Source organism: Rhizobium brockwellii, assembly GCF_000769405.2.
Classification (GTDB): domain Bacteria; phylum Pseudomonadota; class Alphaproteobacteria; order Rhizobiales; family Rhizobiaceae; genus Rhizobium; species Rhizobium brockwellii.
This window is the reverse complement of record NZ_CP053439.1, coordinates 4,183,061-4,197,906: the sequence shown is the minus strand read 5'-3', so window position 1 is coordinate 4,197,906 and position 14,846 is coordinate 4,183,061. Positions and strand designations below refer to the sequence as shown.

13 protein-coding genes are annotated in these 14,846 nt (G+C 60.5%); 7 read left to right on the top strand and 6 right to left on the bottom strand.

Going from position 1 to position 14,846, the window contains the following annotated elements; translation table 11 throughout:
- The first annotated feature begins 7 nt into the window (after positions 1–7).
- Positions 8–2,848 carry an ATP-binding protein gene (locus RLCC275e_RS20585; protein ID WP_033181868.1) on the top strand — a complete coding sequence of 947 codons (2,841 nt, stop codon included), beginning with the start codon at positions 8–10 and terminating at the stop codon, positions 2,846–2,848.
- Between the two features lie 252 nt (positions 2,849–3,100).
- Positions 3,101–3,742, top strand: a complete 642-nt coding sequence (locus RLCC275e_RS20580) for a LysE family translocator (RefSeq protein ID WP_033181867.1) — start codon at positions 3,101–3,103, stop codon at positions 3,740–3,742.
- Positions 3,743–3,748: 6 nt separating this feature from the next.
- Here the strand turns inward: RLCC275e_RS20580 and RLCC275e_RS20575 are convergent, their stop codons facing one another.
- Positions 3,749–4,180, bottom strand: a complete 432-nt coding sequence (locus tag RLCC275e_RS20575) for a hypothetical protein (RefSeq protein ID WP_033181866.1) — start codon at positions 4,178–4,180, stop codon at positions 3,749–3,751.
- Positions 4,181–4,408: 228 nt separating this feature from the next.
- Between RLCC275e_RS20575 and RLCC275e_RS20570 the strand changes: the two genes are divergently transcribed.
- The 4 genes from RLCC275e_RS20570 to ppa all read left to right on the top strand — a co-directional run bounded on the left by RLCC275e_RS20570 (position 4,409) and on the right by ppa (position 9,963).
- On the top strand, positions 4,409–6,496 hold the full coding sequence (locus RLCC275e_RS20570; RefSeq protein WP_033181865.1) for a M3 family metallopeptidase: 2,088 nt from the start codon (positions 4,409–4,411) through the stop codon (positions 6,494–6,496).
- A gap of 157 nt (positions 6,497–6,653) precedes the next feature.
- Positions 6,654–8,474, top strand: a complete 1,821-nt coding sequence (typA, locus tag RLCC275e_RS20565) for a translational GTPase TypA (protein ID WP_027666911.1) — start codon at positions 6,654–6,656, stop codon at positions 8,472–8,474.
- A 247-nt stretch (positions 8,475–8,721) separates the two neighbouring features.
- Positions 8,722–9,228 (top strand): GNAT family N-acetyltransferase, encoded by a 507-nt coding sequence (locus RLCC275e_RS20560; RefSeq protein WP_003543622.1) that lies wholly within the window; start codon positions 8,722–8,724, stop codon positions 9,226–9,228.
- 201 nt (positions 9,229–9,429) lie between these two features.
- Positions 9,430–9,963 carry an inorganic diphosphatase gene (gene ppa / locus RLCC275e_RS20555; protein ID WP_012759330.1) on the top strand — a complete coding sequence of 178 codons (534 nt, stop codon included), beginning with the start codon at positions 9,430–9,432 and terminating at the stop codon, positions 9,961–9,963.
- A 4-nt stretch (positions 9,964–9,967) separates the two neighbouring features.
- Here the strand turns inward: ppa and RLCC275e_RS20550 are convergent, their stop codons facing one another.
- A complete protein-coding gene (locus RLCC275e_RS20550) occupies positions 9,968–10,279 on the bottom strand; it encodes a DUF167 domain-containing protein (protein WP_033181864.1) in 312 nt (103 codons plus the stop codon).
- A complete protein-coding gene (locus RLCC275e_RS20545; protein WP_033181863.1) occupies positions 10,276–10,575 on the bottom strand; it encodes a YggT family protein in 300 nt (99 codons plus the stop codon). Before RLCC275e_RS20545 ends, RLCC275e_RS20550 begins: the two co-directional genes overlap by 4 nt.
- Before the next feature lie 137 nt (positions 10,576–10,712).
- On the opposite strand from RLCC275e_RS20545, the gene RLCC275e_RS20540 reads away from it, so the two are divergent.
- Entirely contained in the window at positions 10,713–11,963 is a 1,251-nt protein-coding gene (locus tag RLCC275e_RS20540) for an MFS transporter (RefSeq protein WP_012759327.1), read from the top strand.
- A gap of 6 nt (positions 11,964–11,969) precedes the next feature.
- On the opposite strand, the gene RLCC275e_RS20535 is transcribed toward RLCC275e_RS20540, so the two are convergent.
- From RLCC275e_RS20535 to RLCC275e_RS20525, 3 genes are read right to left on the bottom strand one after another with little or no spacing between them, the layout of a single operon-like run.
- Positions 11,970–12,743 (bottom strand): glutamine amidotransferase, encoded by a 774-nt coding sequence (locus RLCC275e_RS20535; protein ID WP_033181862.1) that lies wholly within the window; start codon positions 12,741–12,743, stop codon positions 11,970–11,972.
- Complete coding sequence (locus tag RLCC275e_RS20530) at positions 12,712–13,197, bottom strand: tellurite resistance TerB family protein (RefSeq protein WP_012759325.1); 486 nt, start codon at positions 13,195–13,197, stop codon at positions 12,712–12,714. The genes RLCC275e_RS20535 and RLCC275e_RS20530 overlap by 32 nt, the downstream gene beginning before the upstream one ends.
- Before the next feature lie 17 nt (positions 13,198–13,214).
- Positions 13,215–14,843 (bottom strand): heme biosynthesis protein HemY, encoded by a 1,629-nt coding sequence (locus RLCC275e_RS20525; protein ID WP_033181861.1) that lies wholly within the window; start codon positions 14,841–14,843, stop codon positions 13,215–13,217.
- Positions 14,844–14,846: the final 3 nt, after the last annotated feature.

Below are 14,846 nucleotides of genomic sequence, written 5' to 3'. Positions count from 1 at the left end.
CAAAGCCATGAACATAGGCGGCGACGTTAAAGCGGAGGAGTTATCCTTCGGTCCGTTCCGTTTGAGTGTCGGCCAACGGCTTCTCGCGAAGGACGGGGTTCCGATAAACCTCGGGGCGCGTGCACTGGACTTGCTGGTCGCTCTCACCCTCGCTCCCAATGTCATCGTCAGCAAGCAAGACCTGATATCCCGCGTCTGGCCTGATGTCATCGTCGATGAAGGCAGCCTGCGTTTCCACATGACAGGCCTGAGGAAGGCGCTGGGCGACGGTCACGATGGAGCACGGTACATCACCACTATTGCCGGACGGGGCTATTGTTTCGTCGCGCCAATCTCACGATCCGGTCTCCTTCGACAAGTCTCCGCCGAACTCGATTTCCGTTACGCTATTCTGCCGGGCCGACCGGATCGCATGGTCGGCCGAGAGCAGGACGTTCTTGCGCTGACCGAAAAGCTGATGGCCTCGCGAATGGTCACCATTGTCGGCGTCGGTGGTGTCGGAAAGACGACCGTCGCCACGGCAGTCGCGCATCACCTCGCTCCCACATTCAAGGGAGCGGTCCTGTTTGCCGATTATGGCATGGTGAGCGATCCGGCTCTAGTCGCGGCCGGGATCGCCTCGATGCTTGGTTTGTCCGTCAGCTCCAGCGATGTACGTCCCAGTTTGATTGCCTACCTCCGCGACAAGCAAATCATGCTGATACTCGACACCTGCGAGCATCTGATTGACGCCATTGCCGATCTCGTGGCCGCTATTGTCGAAGCCGCCCCTCAGGTCTTTCTGCTGGCAACAAGTCGCGAGGCGTTAAGGATCGAGGCCGAAAGCGTCTACCGGCTAGATACCCTCGCTTTCCCCCCGGATGACCTGGAACTTACGACCGACACGATACTTGCCTTTCCGGCGACTCGGCTGTTCGTCGAACGGGCTGCGGCGAGCGGTGCCAATCTCAATCTCAGCGACCAGGATGCCCGCGTCGTCGCGAGTATTTGCCGAAAACTCGATGGTATGGCGCTTGCGTTAGAACTCGCCGCCAGACGCGTCGAAAGCTATGGCCTCCTTCAGACCGCCAAGCTGCTCGATCAGCATCTGACATTGGGGTGGGCGGGATCGCGAAACGCACCGCCGCGACAAAGGACCCTACAGGCGACGCTCGACTGGAGCTTTGGACTTCTAACAGACCTGGAGCGCACGGTGCTCCGGCGGCTTGCCGTTTTTGTCGGCGACTTCACCCTCGACGCTGCGCTGGAGGTCATTTCCACAGCGGACATGGCGCCCTCGGTCATATTCGAGGCACTGGACAATCTGGTCGCCAAGTCTCTGCTCGCAACGCGGCCGGCAGGGGCGACGATGCGCTACCGCTTGCTGGATACGACACGTGCCTACGCGCTCCATGCGCAGACGGACGAGGACCGCGCCGGATTGAATGCGCGTCACGCGACCTATTATCAGCGTTGGCTGGAGCAATTCGGACCGGATTGGCCGACGCTTTCTACGGGGCCTGAGCGATTGCCGTATTTCGTGAGCATCAACAACGTGCGGGCGGCACTGGAATGGGCGTTCGGGGAGCATGGCGATATCGACGTCGGCATAAGGCTTGCGGCTGCTGCTGTACCTGTGTTCCAGGTGATGTCACTTTTCCCGGAGTGCCAGCGATGGTCGGAACGGGCGGTTCTTGCACTGGATGAGGCGTTCAGGGGAGGCGTCGAGGAAATGCACTTACAAGCCGGTCTGGGAATTTCCCGGATGTATCTGCAGGGAGGCCGCGAGACACCGCAGATCGCTCTTGGTCGCGCCCTCCATATTGCCGAGGACCGGGGGAACGCGCTCGACCAGTTGCGCATACTAGGTCCGTTGCACATGTTCAGCCTTCGGATAGGAGATTTTAACGCCGCTCTTGATTATGCCCGGCGGTGTTCGGCAATCGCCGCCACTCTCGATGACGCCGCCACTGTCGAACTGGCGCATTTCTTCCTCGGCAATTCGCTGCACTTTACCGGTAATCTTCGCCACGCCCGCACCGAACTCGAAGCGGCTACAAGAAGCGAACAGCAGCCACAACGAACACCTGCAAGCTACGTCGGCTTCGAGGGAAAGCATCTCGCTGGCGGAATTCTTGCACGGAACCTTTGGCTACAAGGCTACCCGGAGCAGGCCGACGTCCAAGCGCGACAGGCGATCAGCGATGCCGCTAGGTTGGATCACTCGCTGACACTCTGCATCGCACTGCTTGGAGGCATTGCAGTCTTCCTATGGCGGGGCGACGTGCCGAGTGCCGAGGAACACATTGAATGGCTGGTCTCCCGTGCGGGGCTACACAACCTGTCTCCCTACGTGTCGGTGGCTCGGGGCTTCGAAGGCGAACTGGCCATCCGTCGGGGACAGGTGAAGCTGGGGATCGAGACACTCAGACGATGCATCGAGAAGCTTCATGCATCCACCTACGAGGTGTTCACGACGATGTTGGAGCTGTCCCTTGCAAAAGGACTGGCACTGATCGGAGAGCGCGAGGAAGGGATGGCCCGGATCAACAAGACCATCGAACTTGTCGAGAGGAACGGCGACCTTTGCTATATGCCGGAGCTGCTGCGCGTGAAGGCAGGTTTGCTGTCGATCAATTCCGCAACCGACGCCGAGGCTTGCTTGGTCTCGTCTTTGGAAAGAAGTGCCAGCATGGGTGCACATGCCTGGGAGCTGCGGGCAGCAACCGATCTGGCCGCACTGATGGCCAGCGACGGTAGGTTACGCGAGGCTCGGGTACTGCTGACGCCAGTGTGTCAGCGATTTGAAGAGGGTTTGGACACGACAGACGTGATGGCCGCAGAGACACTACTACAAAACCTGTCATAACCTCGCGAGTAACTGAAGTGGCTGCTTTTGGTGCACAGGGGGACGGAGACCGTGCCCAAGACGATGTCCGCTTTCAGGAAGCTGCGAAGCCGCCCTCTATGGTCGACATGGGCGCGCAAAGCGGCCTTATCCTTCGAAAGCGAAAAAGTTCGCTTAGGGCCGAAAGCCGCTCCGCTTTTCGTGCTAATGCAACCACTCTTGACGAATGCCCGCGATTGCCTAGTCTGCAACATCATCCTCCGGAGCATTCCCATGACGCAGTCACTGGTCTTCGGCGCCTTTCTGGCGGCGCTCTTTTATGTGCTCATTCCAGGACCTGCCTTCCTGCAGCTGCTCGGCATCGGCGCCGGGCAGGGGCGCAAGGCCGGCGCCTTCTTCATGATGGGGCATCTGGTCGGCGATATCATCTGGTCGTCGCTGGCGCTGATCGCGATCGTCGGGGTAAAGACGATCGGAACCTTCGTCTTCGACCTGCTCGGCCTTGCCTGCGGTTTCTACCTCGCCTGGATCGGCTGGAGCACCGTCAATGCCAAGCCGAAGGCGGAAGGGCAGGCGCTTGTTGTGGTCGAGCGGCCGTTTCGCCGCGGTCTGATCTTCGGCGTCACCAATCCGAAGGGTTATCCGGTGGCGCTCGCCACCTTCACCGCACTGGTTGCAGGCTCGGCCGGCGCGCTCGATTTCGAGGCGTTGCCGGTGCTGCTCGGCGTGTCGTTCGTCGGTTTCGTGACGGCCGACATCATCCTGATCGGCATCATCGGCGCCGGCACGGTGCGGCGCTTCTATCGTGCCCATGAGCGATTGATCGTGCGCTGCTCCGGCGTGCTTTTCATGGGATTTGCCGCCCAGGCGCTCTGGCACGCAACGCCCGGCCTGCTCGGTTGGCGCAAGGCTTAAACGCAATCAGGCATTCAGGAAATTGACGATCGATTTCAGTGTCTGGACCTCGTCAGAATCGCCGATCGACATGGCGATCTGCAGCTGGTTCTTGTAATAATCGAGGAAATTGAAGCTGGTGCCGTCGGTGACGCTGGAGAGATCGACGATGTTGCCGAGTGGATCGATCGCATGCATCGGCAGGGGTTCTGAGATCGCGGCGTAGGTGTTCTGATCGATCAGGCCGCTGTCGAAGCTCTGGCGTGCGTAATTGCGCAGCTCTCCAGGGCTGACCGCGGTGAAATCCGGGCCTTCGCCAACATCGTCTTCGATCTGGAACGAGGCCGGGGCGACAGCTCTGGTCTCGATTTCAATATCAGGGGTCTTCGAACTTTTTGCGTTGTTAGGATTGTTTTTAAAAAGCAAACTCTGAGAAGACCGCACAGAAAAAATTTCCATGGCGCATGTCCCCTTACAAGAAGAACATCGGAAAACTAGCGCCTGCGCGTGATTCGCGTCAATTGTTAACGATTGGTTAATTTTCACGTATCAATTGTTGTCCACCAGATTTGGCAGGCGCCCGCCAAATTTGGCAGGCGAGGCAAAAGGTCCTTCCCGACAACATACCAATCCTACGATAGTCCTCCTATATTGACGATCCATCTGCATGCCAAAAGGAATTCTCCGATGCCTTCTCCACATGACTTTAATCCGGCGCTGGTGACCTGGGACGGTCTTCACGGCCTGCCGCGTTTCGATGCTGTTGATGACGGTGACTTTGCCGCCGCCTTCGAAGCCGCACTTGCCGCGCATGAAAAGGAGATCGACGAGATTGCCGGAAACGGCGATGCGCCGACGTTCGACAATACGGTCGTGGCGCTGGAGATTGCCGGCGACGCGCTGTCGCGTGTCTCGGCGCTGTTCTGGAACAAGGCGGGCGCCCATACCAATGATGTGATCCAGGCGCTGGAGCGGGAGATCTCGCCGAAGATGTCGCGCCATTATTCGAAGATCGGCATGAATACAGCACTTTTTGCCCGCATCGACACGCTCTGGGAGAGCCGCGACAGCCTGGGCCTGACGCTCGAACAGACACGGGTGCTGGAGCGCCACTGGAAAGGCTTCGTCAAATCGGGCGCCAAGCTTGAGAAGGCCGAGCAGGAAAAACTCGCGGCGACCAACGAAAAGCTTGCCGGCCTCGGGACGCAATTCGGCCAGAACGTGCTGGCCGACGAAAAGGCCTGGGCACTGGTCCTTTCGGACAGTGCCGAGCTCGCGGGCCTGCCGGAATTCCTGCGTGACGCGATGGCGGCAGCAGCGCGCGAACGCGGTGAGGAGGGCAAATATGCGGTGACGCTGTCACGCTCGATCATCGAGCCGTTCCTGACCTTTTCGGAGCGCCGCGATCTGCGCGAGCAGGCTTTCAAGGCGTGGGTGGCGCGCGGCGAAAATGACGGAGAGACGGACAACCGCGCCGTCATCCGCGAAACTTTGGCGCTGCGCCATCAGGTGGCGACGCTGCTTGGCTACGGCAATTTCGCCGAGCTGAAACTCGACAACACGATGGCGAAGACGGCGGAGGCCGTGAACGGTCTGCTGAGGGCCGTCTGGGAACGGGCGGTGAAACGCGCCGGCGAGGAGGAGATCGATATCGCGGCACTGATCGCCGAGGAGGGCCGGAACCACGAGGTGATGCCCTGGGACTGGCGCCACTATGCCGAAAAGATCCGGGCGCGGAAGTTCGACTTCTCCGAAACCGAGCTCAAGCCTTATTTGCAGCTCGAGAAGATCATCGAAGCCTGCTTCGACGTGGCCGGCCGGCTGTTCGGCATCCGGGCCGTCGAGAAGAAGGGCGTGGCCGCCTATCACCCTGACGTTAGGGTGTTCGAAATCAGGGACCGCGAGGACAAGCTCGTCGCCCTCTTCCTCGGCGATTATTTCGCCCGCAGTTCGAAACGCTCCGGCGCCTGGATGAGTTCGCTGCAATCGCAGCACAGGCTGGAACTGAAGAACGGCCGCCATGGCGAATTGCCGATCATCTATAATGTCTGCAACTTCGCCAAGCCTGCGGAAGGCAAGCCGGCGCTGCTGTCGCTCGACGATGCTCGCACGCTGTTTCACGAATTCGGCCATGCGCTGCACGGCATGCTTTCGAACGTCACCTATCCCTCGGTTGCGGGCACCGGCGTTTCGCGCGATTTCGTCGAGCTGCCGTCGCAGCTCTATGAGCATTGGCTGACGGTGCCCGCTATCCTGAAGCGTTACGCCGTGCATGTCGAAACCGGCGAGCCGATGCCGCAGGCCCTGCTCGACAAGGTGCTTGCCGCCCGGACCTTCAATGCCGGCTTCAATACCGTCGAGTTCACCTCGTCGGCGCTGGTCGACATGGCGTTTCACACGAGAACGGCCGTCGAGGACCCGATGGCGGTGCAGGCCGAGGTGCTGGCCGAAATCGGCATGCCGAAGTCGATCGTCATGCGCCATGCGACGCCGCACTTCCAGCACATCTTTTCGGGAGGCTATTCGGCCGGCTATTACTCCTACATGTGGTCGGAAGTGCTCGACGCCGACGCCTTTGCCGCCTTCGAGGAGACGGGAGACGCCTTCAACAGCGAGATGGCCCGCAAGCTCAAGGACAATATCTATTCCGTTGGCGGTTCGGTCGATCCTGAAGATGCCTACAAGGCCTTCCGCGGCAAGCTGCCGAGCCCGGATGCAATGCTTGTCAAAAAAGGACTTTCGACCTTCGAGGAATTGACAGGCAGCGACGCCTAAGACAATTTGATGACACGCTATGATGCGGCGGGGCGACAGCCTTGCCGCAGCTTTTGCGCGTTCCCCCCTTTCGCAAACGCAAAAAAAACTGTATGGACGCCCCAAACTAATAGGCGCGTCCTCTAGAGCGTGCGCCCCAGCCTCAGAGATTTCACATATGTCACTTCGCAATATCGCGATCATCGCGCACGTTGACCATGGCAAAACGACCCTGGTGGATGAGCTTCTCAAGCAGTCCGGCTCGTTCCGCGAAAATCAGCGTGTCGCTGAACGCGTGATGGACTCGAACGATCTCGAAAAAGAACGCGGCATCACCATTCTCGCCAAGGCGACCTCGGTGGAATGGAAGGGTGTCCGCATCAACATTGTCGACACCCCCGGCCACGCCGACTTTGGCGGTGAAGTCGAGCGCATTCTCTCGATGGTGGATGGCGCGATCGTTCTCGTCGACTCCTCTGAAGGCCCGATGCCGCAGACGAAATTCGTTGTCTCCAAGGCGTTGAAGGTCGGTCTTCGTCCGATTGTCGCGATCAACAAGATCGACCGTCCGGATGGCCGCCACGAAGAAGTCATCAACGAAGTCTTCGACCTCTTTGCGAACCTCGACGCGACCGACGAGCAGCTCGACTTCCCGATCCTTTACGGTTCCGGCCGCGACGGCTGGATGAACGTCAATCCGGAAGGTCCGAAGGATCAGGGTCTTACGCCGCTTCTCGACCTGGTGCTCAAGCATGTTCCGGAGCCGACCGTCCACGAAGGTCCGTTCACGATGATCGGCACGATCCTCGAAGCCAACCCCTTCCTCGGCCGCATCATCACCGGTCGTATCAATTCCGGTTCCATCAAGCCGAACCAGGCCGTGAAGGTTCTCCACGCCGACGGCAAGACGATCGAAACCGGCCGTATTTCGAAAATCCTCGCTTTCCGCGGCATCGAGCGCACGGCAATCGACGAAGCGCATCAGGGCGACATTATCGCGATCGCCGGCCTTTCCAAGGGCACGGTCGCCGACACCTTCTGCGATCCTTCGATCACAATACCGTTGCCGGCGCAGCCGATCGATCCGCCGACCGTCACCATGTCCTTCATCGTCAACGATAGCCCGCTGGCCGGCACCGAAGGCGACAAGGTGACTTCACGCGTCATCCGCGACCGTCTCTTCAAGGAAGCGGAAGGCAATGTCGCCCTGAAGATCGAAGAAGCCGAAGGCAAGGATTCGTTCTACGTGTCCGGCCGCGGCGAACTTCAGCTCGCTGTTCTCATCGAAACCATGCGTCGCGAAGGCTTCGAGCTTGCCGTGTCGCGTCCGCGCGTCGTGATGCACAAGGATGAAAACGGCCAGCTTCTGGAGCCGATCGAAGAGGTCGTCGTCGACGTCGACGAAGAACATTCCGGTGTCGTCGTGCAGAAGATGTCCGAGCGCAAGGCCGAAATGGTCGAGCTGCGTCCGTCGGGCGGCAACCGCCTTCGCCTGCGTTTCTACGCACCCACCCGTGGCCTGATCGGCTACCAGTCGGAGCTGCTGACGGATACGCGCGGCACGGCGATCATGAACCGCCTGTTCCACGACTATCAGCCCTACAAGGGTGTGATCGGTGGCCGCGTCAACGGCGTGCTGCTCGCCAACGCTCCCGGCGAAGCCGTCGCCTATGCGATGTTCAACTTGGAAGATCGCGGCCCGATGATCATCGAGCCGGGCGAAAAGGTCTATGCCGGCATGATCATCGGCATCCATTCGCGCGACAACGACCTTGAAGTCAACGTCCTGAAGGGCAAGCAGCTCACCAACATCCGCGCCGCCGGCAAGGACGAAGCGGTGAAGCTGACGCCGCCGATCCGCATGACGCTTGATCGCGCGCTCTCCTGGATTCAGGATGACGAGCTGATGGAAGTGACACCGAAGAATATTCGTCTGCGCAAGATGTATCTCGACGCAAACGATCGCAAGCGTTTCGAAAAGACGAAGGCGGCGCTCTGAGCGCCATTCAAAGTGCTGCAGCGTTTTGGGTCTCTCGAAAAGAGGCGCGGCGCTGGAGAGAAATCCTTCAAAACCCCGGCCGTCGCGCCGGGGTTTTTTATTGTGCGCCGCGTCGATTCCGTCTTGTGACAATCGTTAAAAAAGCGTTAACTTTTGATCGTCGTCCACATATCAAGTCTGTGGGCAATCGATCACAATGCCTCTGTGCATATGGTTAGTTGCCTTCGGCGGGACCAGAGTAAACGTTATGAAGACGTTGTCGATCGATGTCCGGCGGGCCGAGCCGCAAGATGCCCGAGCCATATCGGAAACACATAGGCTTGCCTGGCAACACACCTATGCAGGCATCATTCCGCATCGCGCACTGACGCAGATGATCGAGCGGCGCGGCGAAAGCTGGTGGCGCAAGGCAACGCGCGGACCGGCGACGCTGCTGGTTCTCGATGTTGCCGGGACAGTCGCCGGCTATGCGACGCTCGGCCTCAACAGGGCCCGCGCTCTGCCGCAGGAAGGCGAGATTTACGAGCTTTATCTTCGGCCTGAGTATCAGGGCATCGGTCTTGGCAGGATGCTGTTCGGCGAGGCGCGCCGTCTCTTGAAGTCGCTCGGCTGCAACGGGCTGGTCGTCTGGTGCCTCGAGGATAACGAAACCGCCAGCCACTTCTACCGCAATCATGGCGGCGTCGATTTCTGCGAAGGCATGGAAAGTTTCGACCACAGGCAATTGAAGAAGATCGGCTTCATCTGGAGCTGAACGGCCATTCAAAGTGCCACGGTGTCCTTCGGCGTCTGAAAAGACGCGCGGCGCCGAAGTCGGCGGTCGCCTATCTCCTATTAGAAACTTTTGATGTGAATGTGGCCCGGTGCAGTTAAGCATTGGCGCTGTGCGATGTTGCGTTGCCACATGAAACTGATTATCTGGCTGCCAGCACATTCAACCTCGCGGGAGCTTCTTATGCGCATCGACGCCATTGCAATCGGTAATAATCCACCTGAGGACGTCAACGTTATCGTCGAGGTTCCGGTCGGCGGTCATCCCATCAAGTATGAGATGGACAAGGAAGCCGGCACGCTGGTGGTCGATCGTTTCCTCTATACGCCGATGACCTACCCGGGCAATTATGGTTTCGTGCCGCATACGCTGTCGGAAGACGGCGACCCGATCGACGTCCTGATCGCCAGCACTCGCCCGCTGGTTCCCGGCTGCGTCATCAATGTGCGCCCGATCGGCGTCCTGAAGATGGAAGACAATTCCGGCAAGGACGAGAAGATCATCGCCGTGCCGTCGCCGAAGCTGACGCTGCGCTATGAGAAGGTGAAGGACTACACCGATCTTCCCGAGATCACGCTGAAGCAGATCGAGCACTTCTTCGAGCACTACAAGGATCTGGAACCTGGCAAGTGGGTGAAGATCTTCGGCTGGGGCGACTCCAAGGAAGCCGGCGAACTCATCCTCGAAGCCGTCGAGCGCGCCAAGAAGAAAGGCTGATCGCTCAGCCTAAAAATATCTCGAGCTTTTTTACCAAGTCCTCCGGATCGCCATCGATCCGGAGGATTTTTTTGCGTGCCGTGTCGCCGGAGATAAGGCTGACGCTGGATTTGGGGATGCGGAGCGATTGGGCGATCAACAGGATGAGGGCCTTGTTGGCCTTGCCCTTCTCGGGCACGGCGGTGACGCGAACCTTCAGATGCGGATCGCTTTCACCGTCAGCCTCGACGCCATCGATTGCGTCACGCCCGCCATTTGGCGTCAACCGTATGGCGAGGCGGACATGGTCGTCAAATTGCTTCCAGGGACGGTTCAAATGCGAACGCCGAAGAGCGGCGCGATGCTAGTGGCCAGCAGCATTCGGATGAAGAAGATTATCAACAGCAGAATGATCGGCGAAATATCGATGCCCCCGAGATTGGGCAGTAGGCGGCGGATCGGACGTAGAACAGGCTCGGTGACGTTGTACAGGAACATCCCGATCTGATTGACGAACTGGTTGTTGGAATTGATGACGTTGAATGCGAAGAGCCACGAGAAAATAGCGCTGGCAATCAAAATCCAAATATAAATTTGCAAAGCTAAATCAATGGTTGCCAACAGCGCATACATCGTCATCTCCAAATTCGTTGTTGACAGACATGTAGACATTGGCGACTAAACGGGCAAGTGCTGTGTCGAAACGCATGGCAGATCATATTTAACGGGCGGCTTCGCGGCCATGCAGCCCGCTTCCTCGGACAACATCCATGTCGTTTTCGCCCACCGGAGACCGTTTTGCCGCGTTCCGGCATTCGTCCTACACGCGGTTCTTCTTCGCGCGCTTCCTGCTTTCCTTCTCGCAGCAGATCGTCAGCGTCGCCGTCGGCTGGCAGATGTACGACCAGACGGGCAGCGCGATCTATCTCGGCTTGATCGGTCTCGTACAGTTCCTGCCGTCGCTACTGCTCATCCTCGTCACCGGTTCGGTGGCCGACCGGTACAATCGCCGGGCGATCGCCGCCCTCTGCTCGCTGGTGAGCGCGCTCTGCACGCTGGCGCTGCTGGTCATGACTTTGATGGGAAGCTTTACGCCGCTGCCTGTCTTCGCGGTGCTTTTGATCTTCGGCATCGAGCGCGCCTTCATGTCGCCGGCGGTACAGTCGCTGGCTCCCAATCTCGTGCCGGAGGAGGCACTCTCCAATGCGATCGCCTGGAATTCGTCGTCCTGGCAGCTCGCGGCAATCACCGGGCCGGTGCTCGGTGGCCTGCTCTATGGTGTCAGTGCGCCGACGGCCTATACGGTGGCGGTGATCTTTTCGGTGCTCGGTGCGGCCCTTCTCTACATGATCCCGAAACCGGTGCAGAAGACGACCGGCGAGACCAAGAGCTGGGCGATGATCCTCGGCGGCTTCAGTTTCATCCGTGCCGAAAAGGTGGTGCTCGGGGCGATCTCGCTCGATCTGTTCGCCGTGCTGCTCGGCGGGGCCACGGCGCTGATGCCGATTTTTGCGCGCGATATCCTCACCCTCGGTCCCTGGGGCCTCGGACTGCTGCGCGCCGCACCCGGACTTGGCGCCATCGTCATGGCGATCTTCCTGGCCGCCTATCCGCTCAGACATCGCGCCGGCATCTACATGTTTATCGGCGTCGCCCTGTTCGGCGTCGGAACGATCATCTTCGGCATCTCGACCAACACCGAGGTCTCGATCGCGGCGCTGGCTCTGATGGGGGCGGCCGACATGGTATCGGTCTATGTGCGCGAGAGCCTGATTGCGCTCTGGACGCCGGATCAGCTGCGCGGGCGCGTCAATGCGGTCAACATGGTCTTCGTCGGCGCTTCGAACGAGCTCGGGGAATTCAGGGCGGGCACCATGGCGGCGCTCTTCGGCGCTGTGCCGGCGGTCGTCATCGGCGGGATCGGGACGCTTGTCGTGGCAGCGATCTGGGCGTCGAGTTTCCCCAAACTGCGTGGGATCGATACGCTCGACGCGCCCAGCGCATCGTCGAAATCGATTTAAAGAAGGTTAGGCGCGAAGAGCGATAGAAGACGTCGCCTTCGCCGTCTTTCCCTCGAAGACGATATCGAGGAATTCGGTCAGCCAGGCTTTCAGCGGCGCGTCGAACAGCATCCGGCCTTCGAGATGTTCGCGGCCCTGCTGGGCATTCGGCAGGATGAAGCGATGGGCGCCATGCACGACCCAGCGATGCATCATCACCCGAGTCAGTTCGGCATGGAACTGCAGGCCCCAGGCGTTGCCGTCGTAGCGGAAGGCCTGGTTCGGATAGGCATCGCCTTCGGCCAAGAGGTCGGCGCCACGCGGCAGCTCGAAGCCCTCGCGGTGGAAATGATAGACCATCTTCGGCCAGTGCATCAGCAGGCGACCCTTCTCGGTCGGGTCCAGCGGATACCAGCCGATCTCCGTCGAGCCGTCGGCATTCGACTGCACCTTGCCGCCGAGATGATGCACCAGCATCTGCGCGCCGAGGCAGATACCGAGATAGGGGCGTTTTTCCCGCAGCGGAACATCGATCCAGTCGATCTCCTTCTTGATGAAATCATCGGGATCATTGGCGCTCATCGGCCCGCCGAAGACGACGGCGCCGGCATGGTCTTCAAGTGTTGTCGGAAGCGGCTGGCCGAGAACCGGGCGACGGATATCGAGGCGGTAACCCTTTTCGACGAGCAATTGGCCGACACGGCCAGGGCTCGACCCCTCCTGATGCAGGACGATGAGGATCGGGCGCCCGTCGCGGTTCGGGTTTTGCTCAGTCGGTATCATCTTGCGCAACCTGGACATCTGTCACCCTGGCGGCGGCCTCCTGCCGCTTCTGGATGCGCTCGCGCGAGGAGACGCCGAGCAGATCGGCGATACGCCAGATCACATGGTCTTCCATCTCGCTGCGCTCGCCATCGGCATAGACGATGTCCCAGAGGACGCCGATCAGCTCGAGGCGTTGCTCGGTATTGAGATGGCGTTTCAGGTCGGCGGTGAAGCGATAATAGTCGACGGCGGAGCTTTCGGCCTCAAGGCCGGCGGCTATCAGAGCATCGAGCTGCTTGCCGTCGAGTGCATACTGCTCCTTCAGAAGCTTGCGCAGCCGCTTCTTTTCGCTGGCTTTGATCTGACCGTCGGCCTCCATGACCTGCATGCAGAGCGCTGCCACTGCGATGCGCGGATCATCAGGGGCAAAACCTTTCTTCGGGTGGTCGGCGGTGAGATTCTGGAAGAATGCCTGAAAGCGTTCGAACATGCGGTTTTCGTTCCATTTCAGAAAAGGCGGAGCCGTGTCTTGGGTTCCGGTTCCACCCTGGGATCGCGAACGCCCGGATCATCCGGCAGTCCGCCAAAGAAAGGTTTCGTCTCGCTCGGCGCGGGCGCTTTATCGCCCGCGGCCGATTCGACGGGTTTCGGTTTTGCCGATGTCGGTGCCGGGGTCGGTGCCGGCGTGGGACGCACAGCCTCGGCAATCGTCGCGGCGCGTTCCAGCTCAATGATACGATGGTCGTTAACCGGGCTTTCCGGCCTGACATCACGCAGCGGCGGCAGTGTCTTCAAAGCCGTTTCGATCGAGGCCGGGGCTGAACCATCTTCGAGCGCACCGTCGATCTGGCCGAAGGGCGCCTTCCATTCGAAGGCATCGAGACGGCCGGTCACGGGTGATACCGGCAGCCACTTGTCGGACACGAAGCCGTCTGCCACCCAGGCCGGATCGCGCGGCGCCTTGAGCGCCTGGGCCAGCCAATGGCGCACGCGACCCTGGTCTCCGGTTTCGGCTTCTTCGATGTCGGCCAACAGCAGGTAGGCGGCCTCACGCGGCTGCATGCGGGCCGCCGCTTCCGCCTTGGCGCGCGCCTTGGCGAATTCCTGCGCGTCGAGTGCTGCCTGGGCTACGACGAGAAGGGATTCGACGTTGTTCGGGCGCTGCCCTTCCAGCCGCTCGGCGCGCTTTAGCCGGTCGAGCGTGGAATCGCCGCTGCGGGCCCGGACATAGGCTTGTCCGATCTCAGGATGAGGTGCCGACTTCCATGCCTGTTCGAGGATCGAGGCGGCCTTGCGCACGCCGCCTTCGCGGAACAGCGCCTTTGCGGCAATGAGGGCTGCCGGAATGAAATCGGCGGCAAGCTTCAACGCCTGCAGGGCGTCGTCGCGGGCACCCGTCGGATTGCTTTCCAGCTTCTCGCCGGCGCGCGCCGTTAGGAGGACGGCGTGCAGACGGTTGGCTTCGGCCTTTTCGACGACGCGCGCGGCTTTCTGCTGTTCGAGCAAGCGGATCGCATCGTCCCAGCGGCCGGCCTGGCTGCGATATTCGAGCGTCGCCTGTGCGGCCCAGGGAAGATAGGGCGCGTTGTCGGCAGCCTTTTCGGCATATTGGCGGGCGGCCTCGTTGGCCCCGAGACGGCGGGCTTCCAGATAGAGGCCGCGCAGACCGAGCTCGCGCGTCTCGGGATCGTTGGCCATGGCCTCGAACTTGGCGCGCGCCTCATCATGGCGACCTTCGATCAGGGCGGCCTGGGCCTCGAGCAGGTTGATCAGCGGTTCCTGATCGGCGCGGATCAGGCCGCGCGAGCGGGCGGCCATCTTGCGGGCGAGCAGCGCATTGCCGGCGCCGGCGGCAATCAGGCCGGTCGACAGCGCCTGATAACCGCGATCCCGTTTGCGGGCGCGGAAATACCGCGTCACCGAATGCGGCGAGGTCCAGACGAGACGGACAAACCACCAGGCGATCATCACGGCGGCGACGAGGGCGATGATCGCGCTGGCGGCGACGATCAGTTTCGTCTGGTAGATCTGGCCCTCCCAGATCAGCGAGAGGTCGCCCGGACGATCGGCGAGCCAGGAGAAGCCATAGGCAAGAAGCAGCACGAAGAGGGCGAAGACGACAAGGCGGATCAGCATGGT

Coding starts and splice junctions, on each gene's coding strand:
- RLCC275e_RS20575 (WP_033181866.1), bottom strand. CDS start 4,180: ATGGAAATTTTTTCTGTGCGGTCTTCTCAGAGTTTGCTTTTTAAAAAC.
- RLCC275e_RS20545 (WP_033181863.1), bottom strand. CDS start 10,575: ATGTATGCGCTGTTGGCAACCATTGATTTAGCTTTGCAAATTTATATT.
- RLCC275e_RS20570 (WP_033181865.1), top strand. CDS start 4,409: ATGCCTTCTCCACATGACTTTAATCCGGCGCTGGTGACCTGGGACGGT.
- RLCC275e_RS20580 (WP_033181867.1), top strand. CDS start 3,101: ATGACGCAGTCACTGGTCTTCGGCGCCTTTCTGGCGGCGCTCTTTTAT.
- typA (WP_027666911.1), top strand. CDS start 6,654: ATGTCACTTCGCAATATCGCGATCATCGCGCACGTTGACCATGGCAAA.
- RLCC275e_RS20525 (WP_033181861.1), bottom strand. CDS start 14,843: ATGCTGATCCGCCTTGTCGTCTTCGCCCTCTTCGTGCTGCTTCTTGCC.
- RLCC275e_RS20535 (WP_033181862.1), bottom strand. CDS start 12,743: ATGTCCAGGTTGCGCAAGATGATACCGACTGAGCAAAACCCGAACCGC.
- RLCC275e_RS20560 (WP_003543622.1), top strand. CDS start 8,722: ATGAAGACGTTGTCGATCGATGTCCGGCGGGCCGAGCCGCAAGATGCC.
- RLCC275e_RS20585 (WP_033181868.1), top strand. CDS start 8: ATGAACATAGGCGGCGACGTTAAAGCGGAGGAGTTATCCTTCGGTCCG.
- RLCC275e_RS20540 (WP_012759327.1), top strand. CDS start 10,713: ATGTCGTTTTCGCCCACCGGAGACCGTTTTGCCGCGTTCCGGCATTCG.
- ppa (WP_012759330.1), top strand. CDS start 9,430: ATGCGCATCGACGCCATTGCAATCGGTAATAATCCACCTGAGGACGTC.
- RLCC275e_RS20530 (WP_012759325.1), bottom strand. CDS start 13,197: ATGTTCGAACGCTTTCAGGCATTCTTCCAGAATCTCACCGCCGACCAC.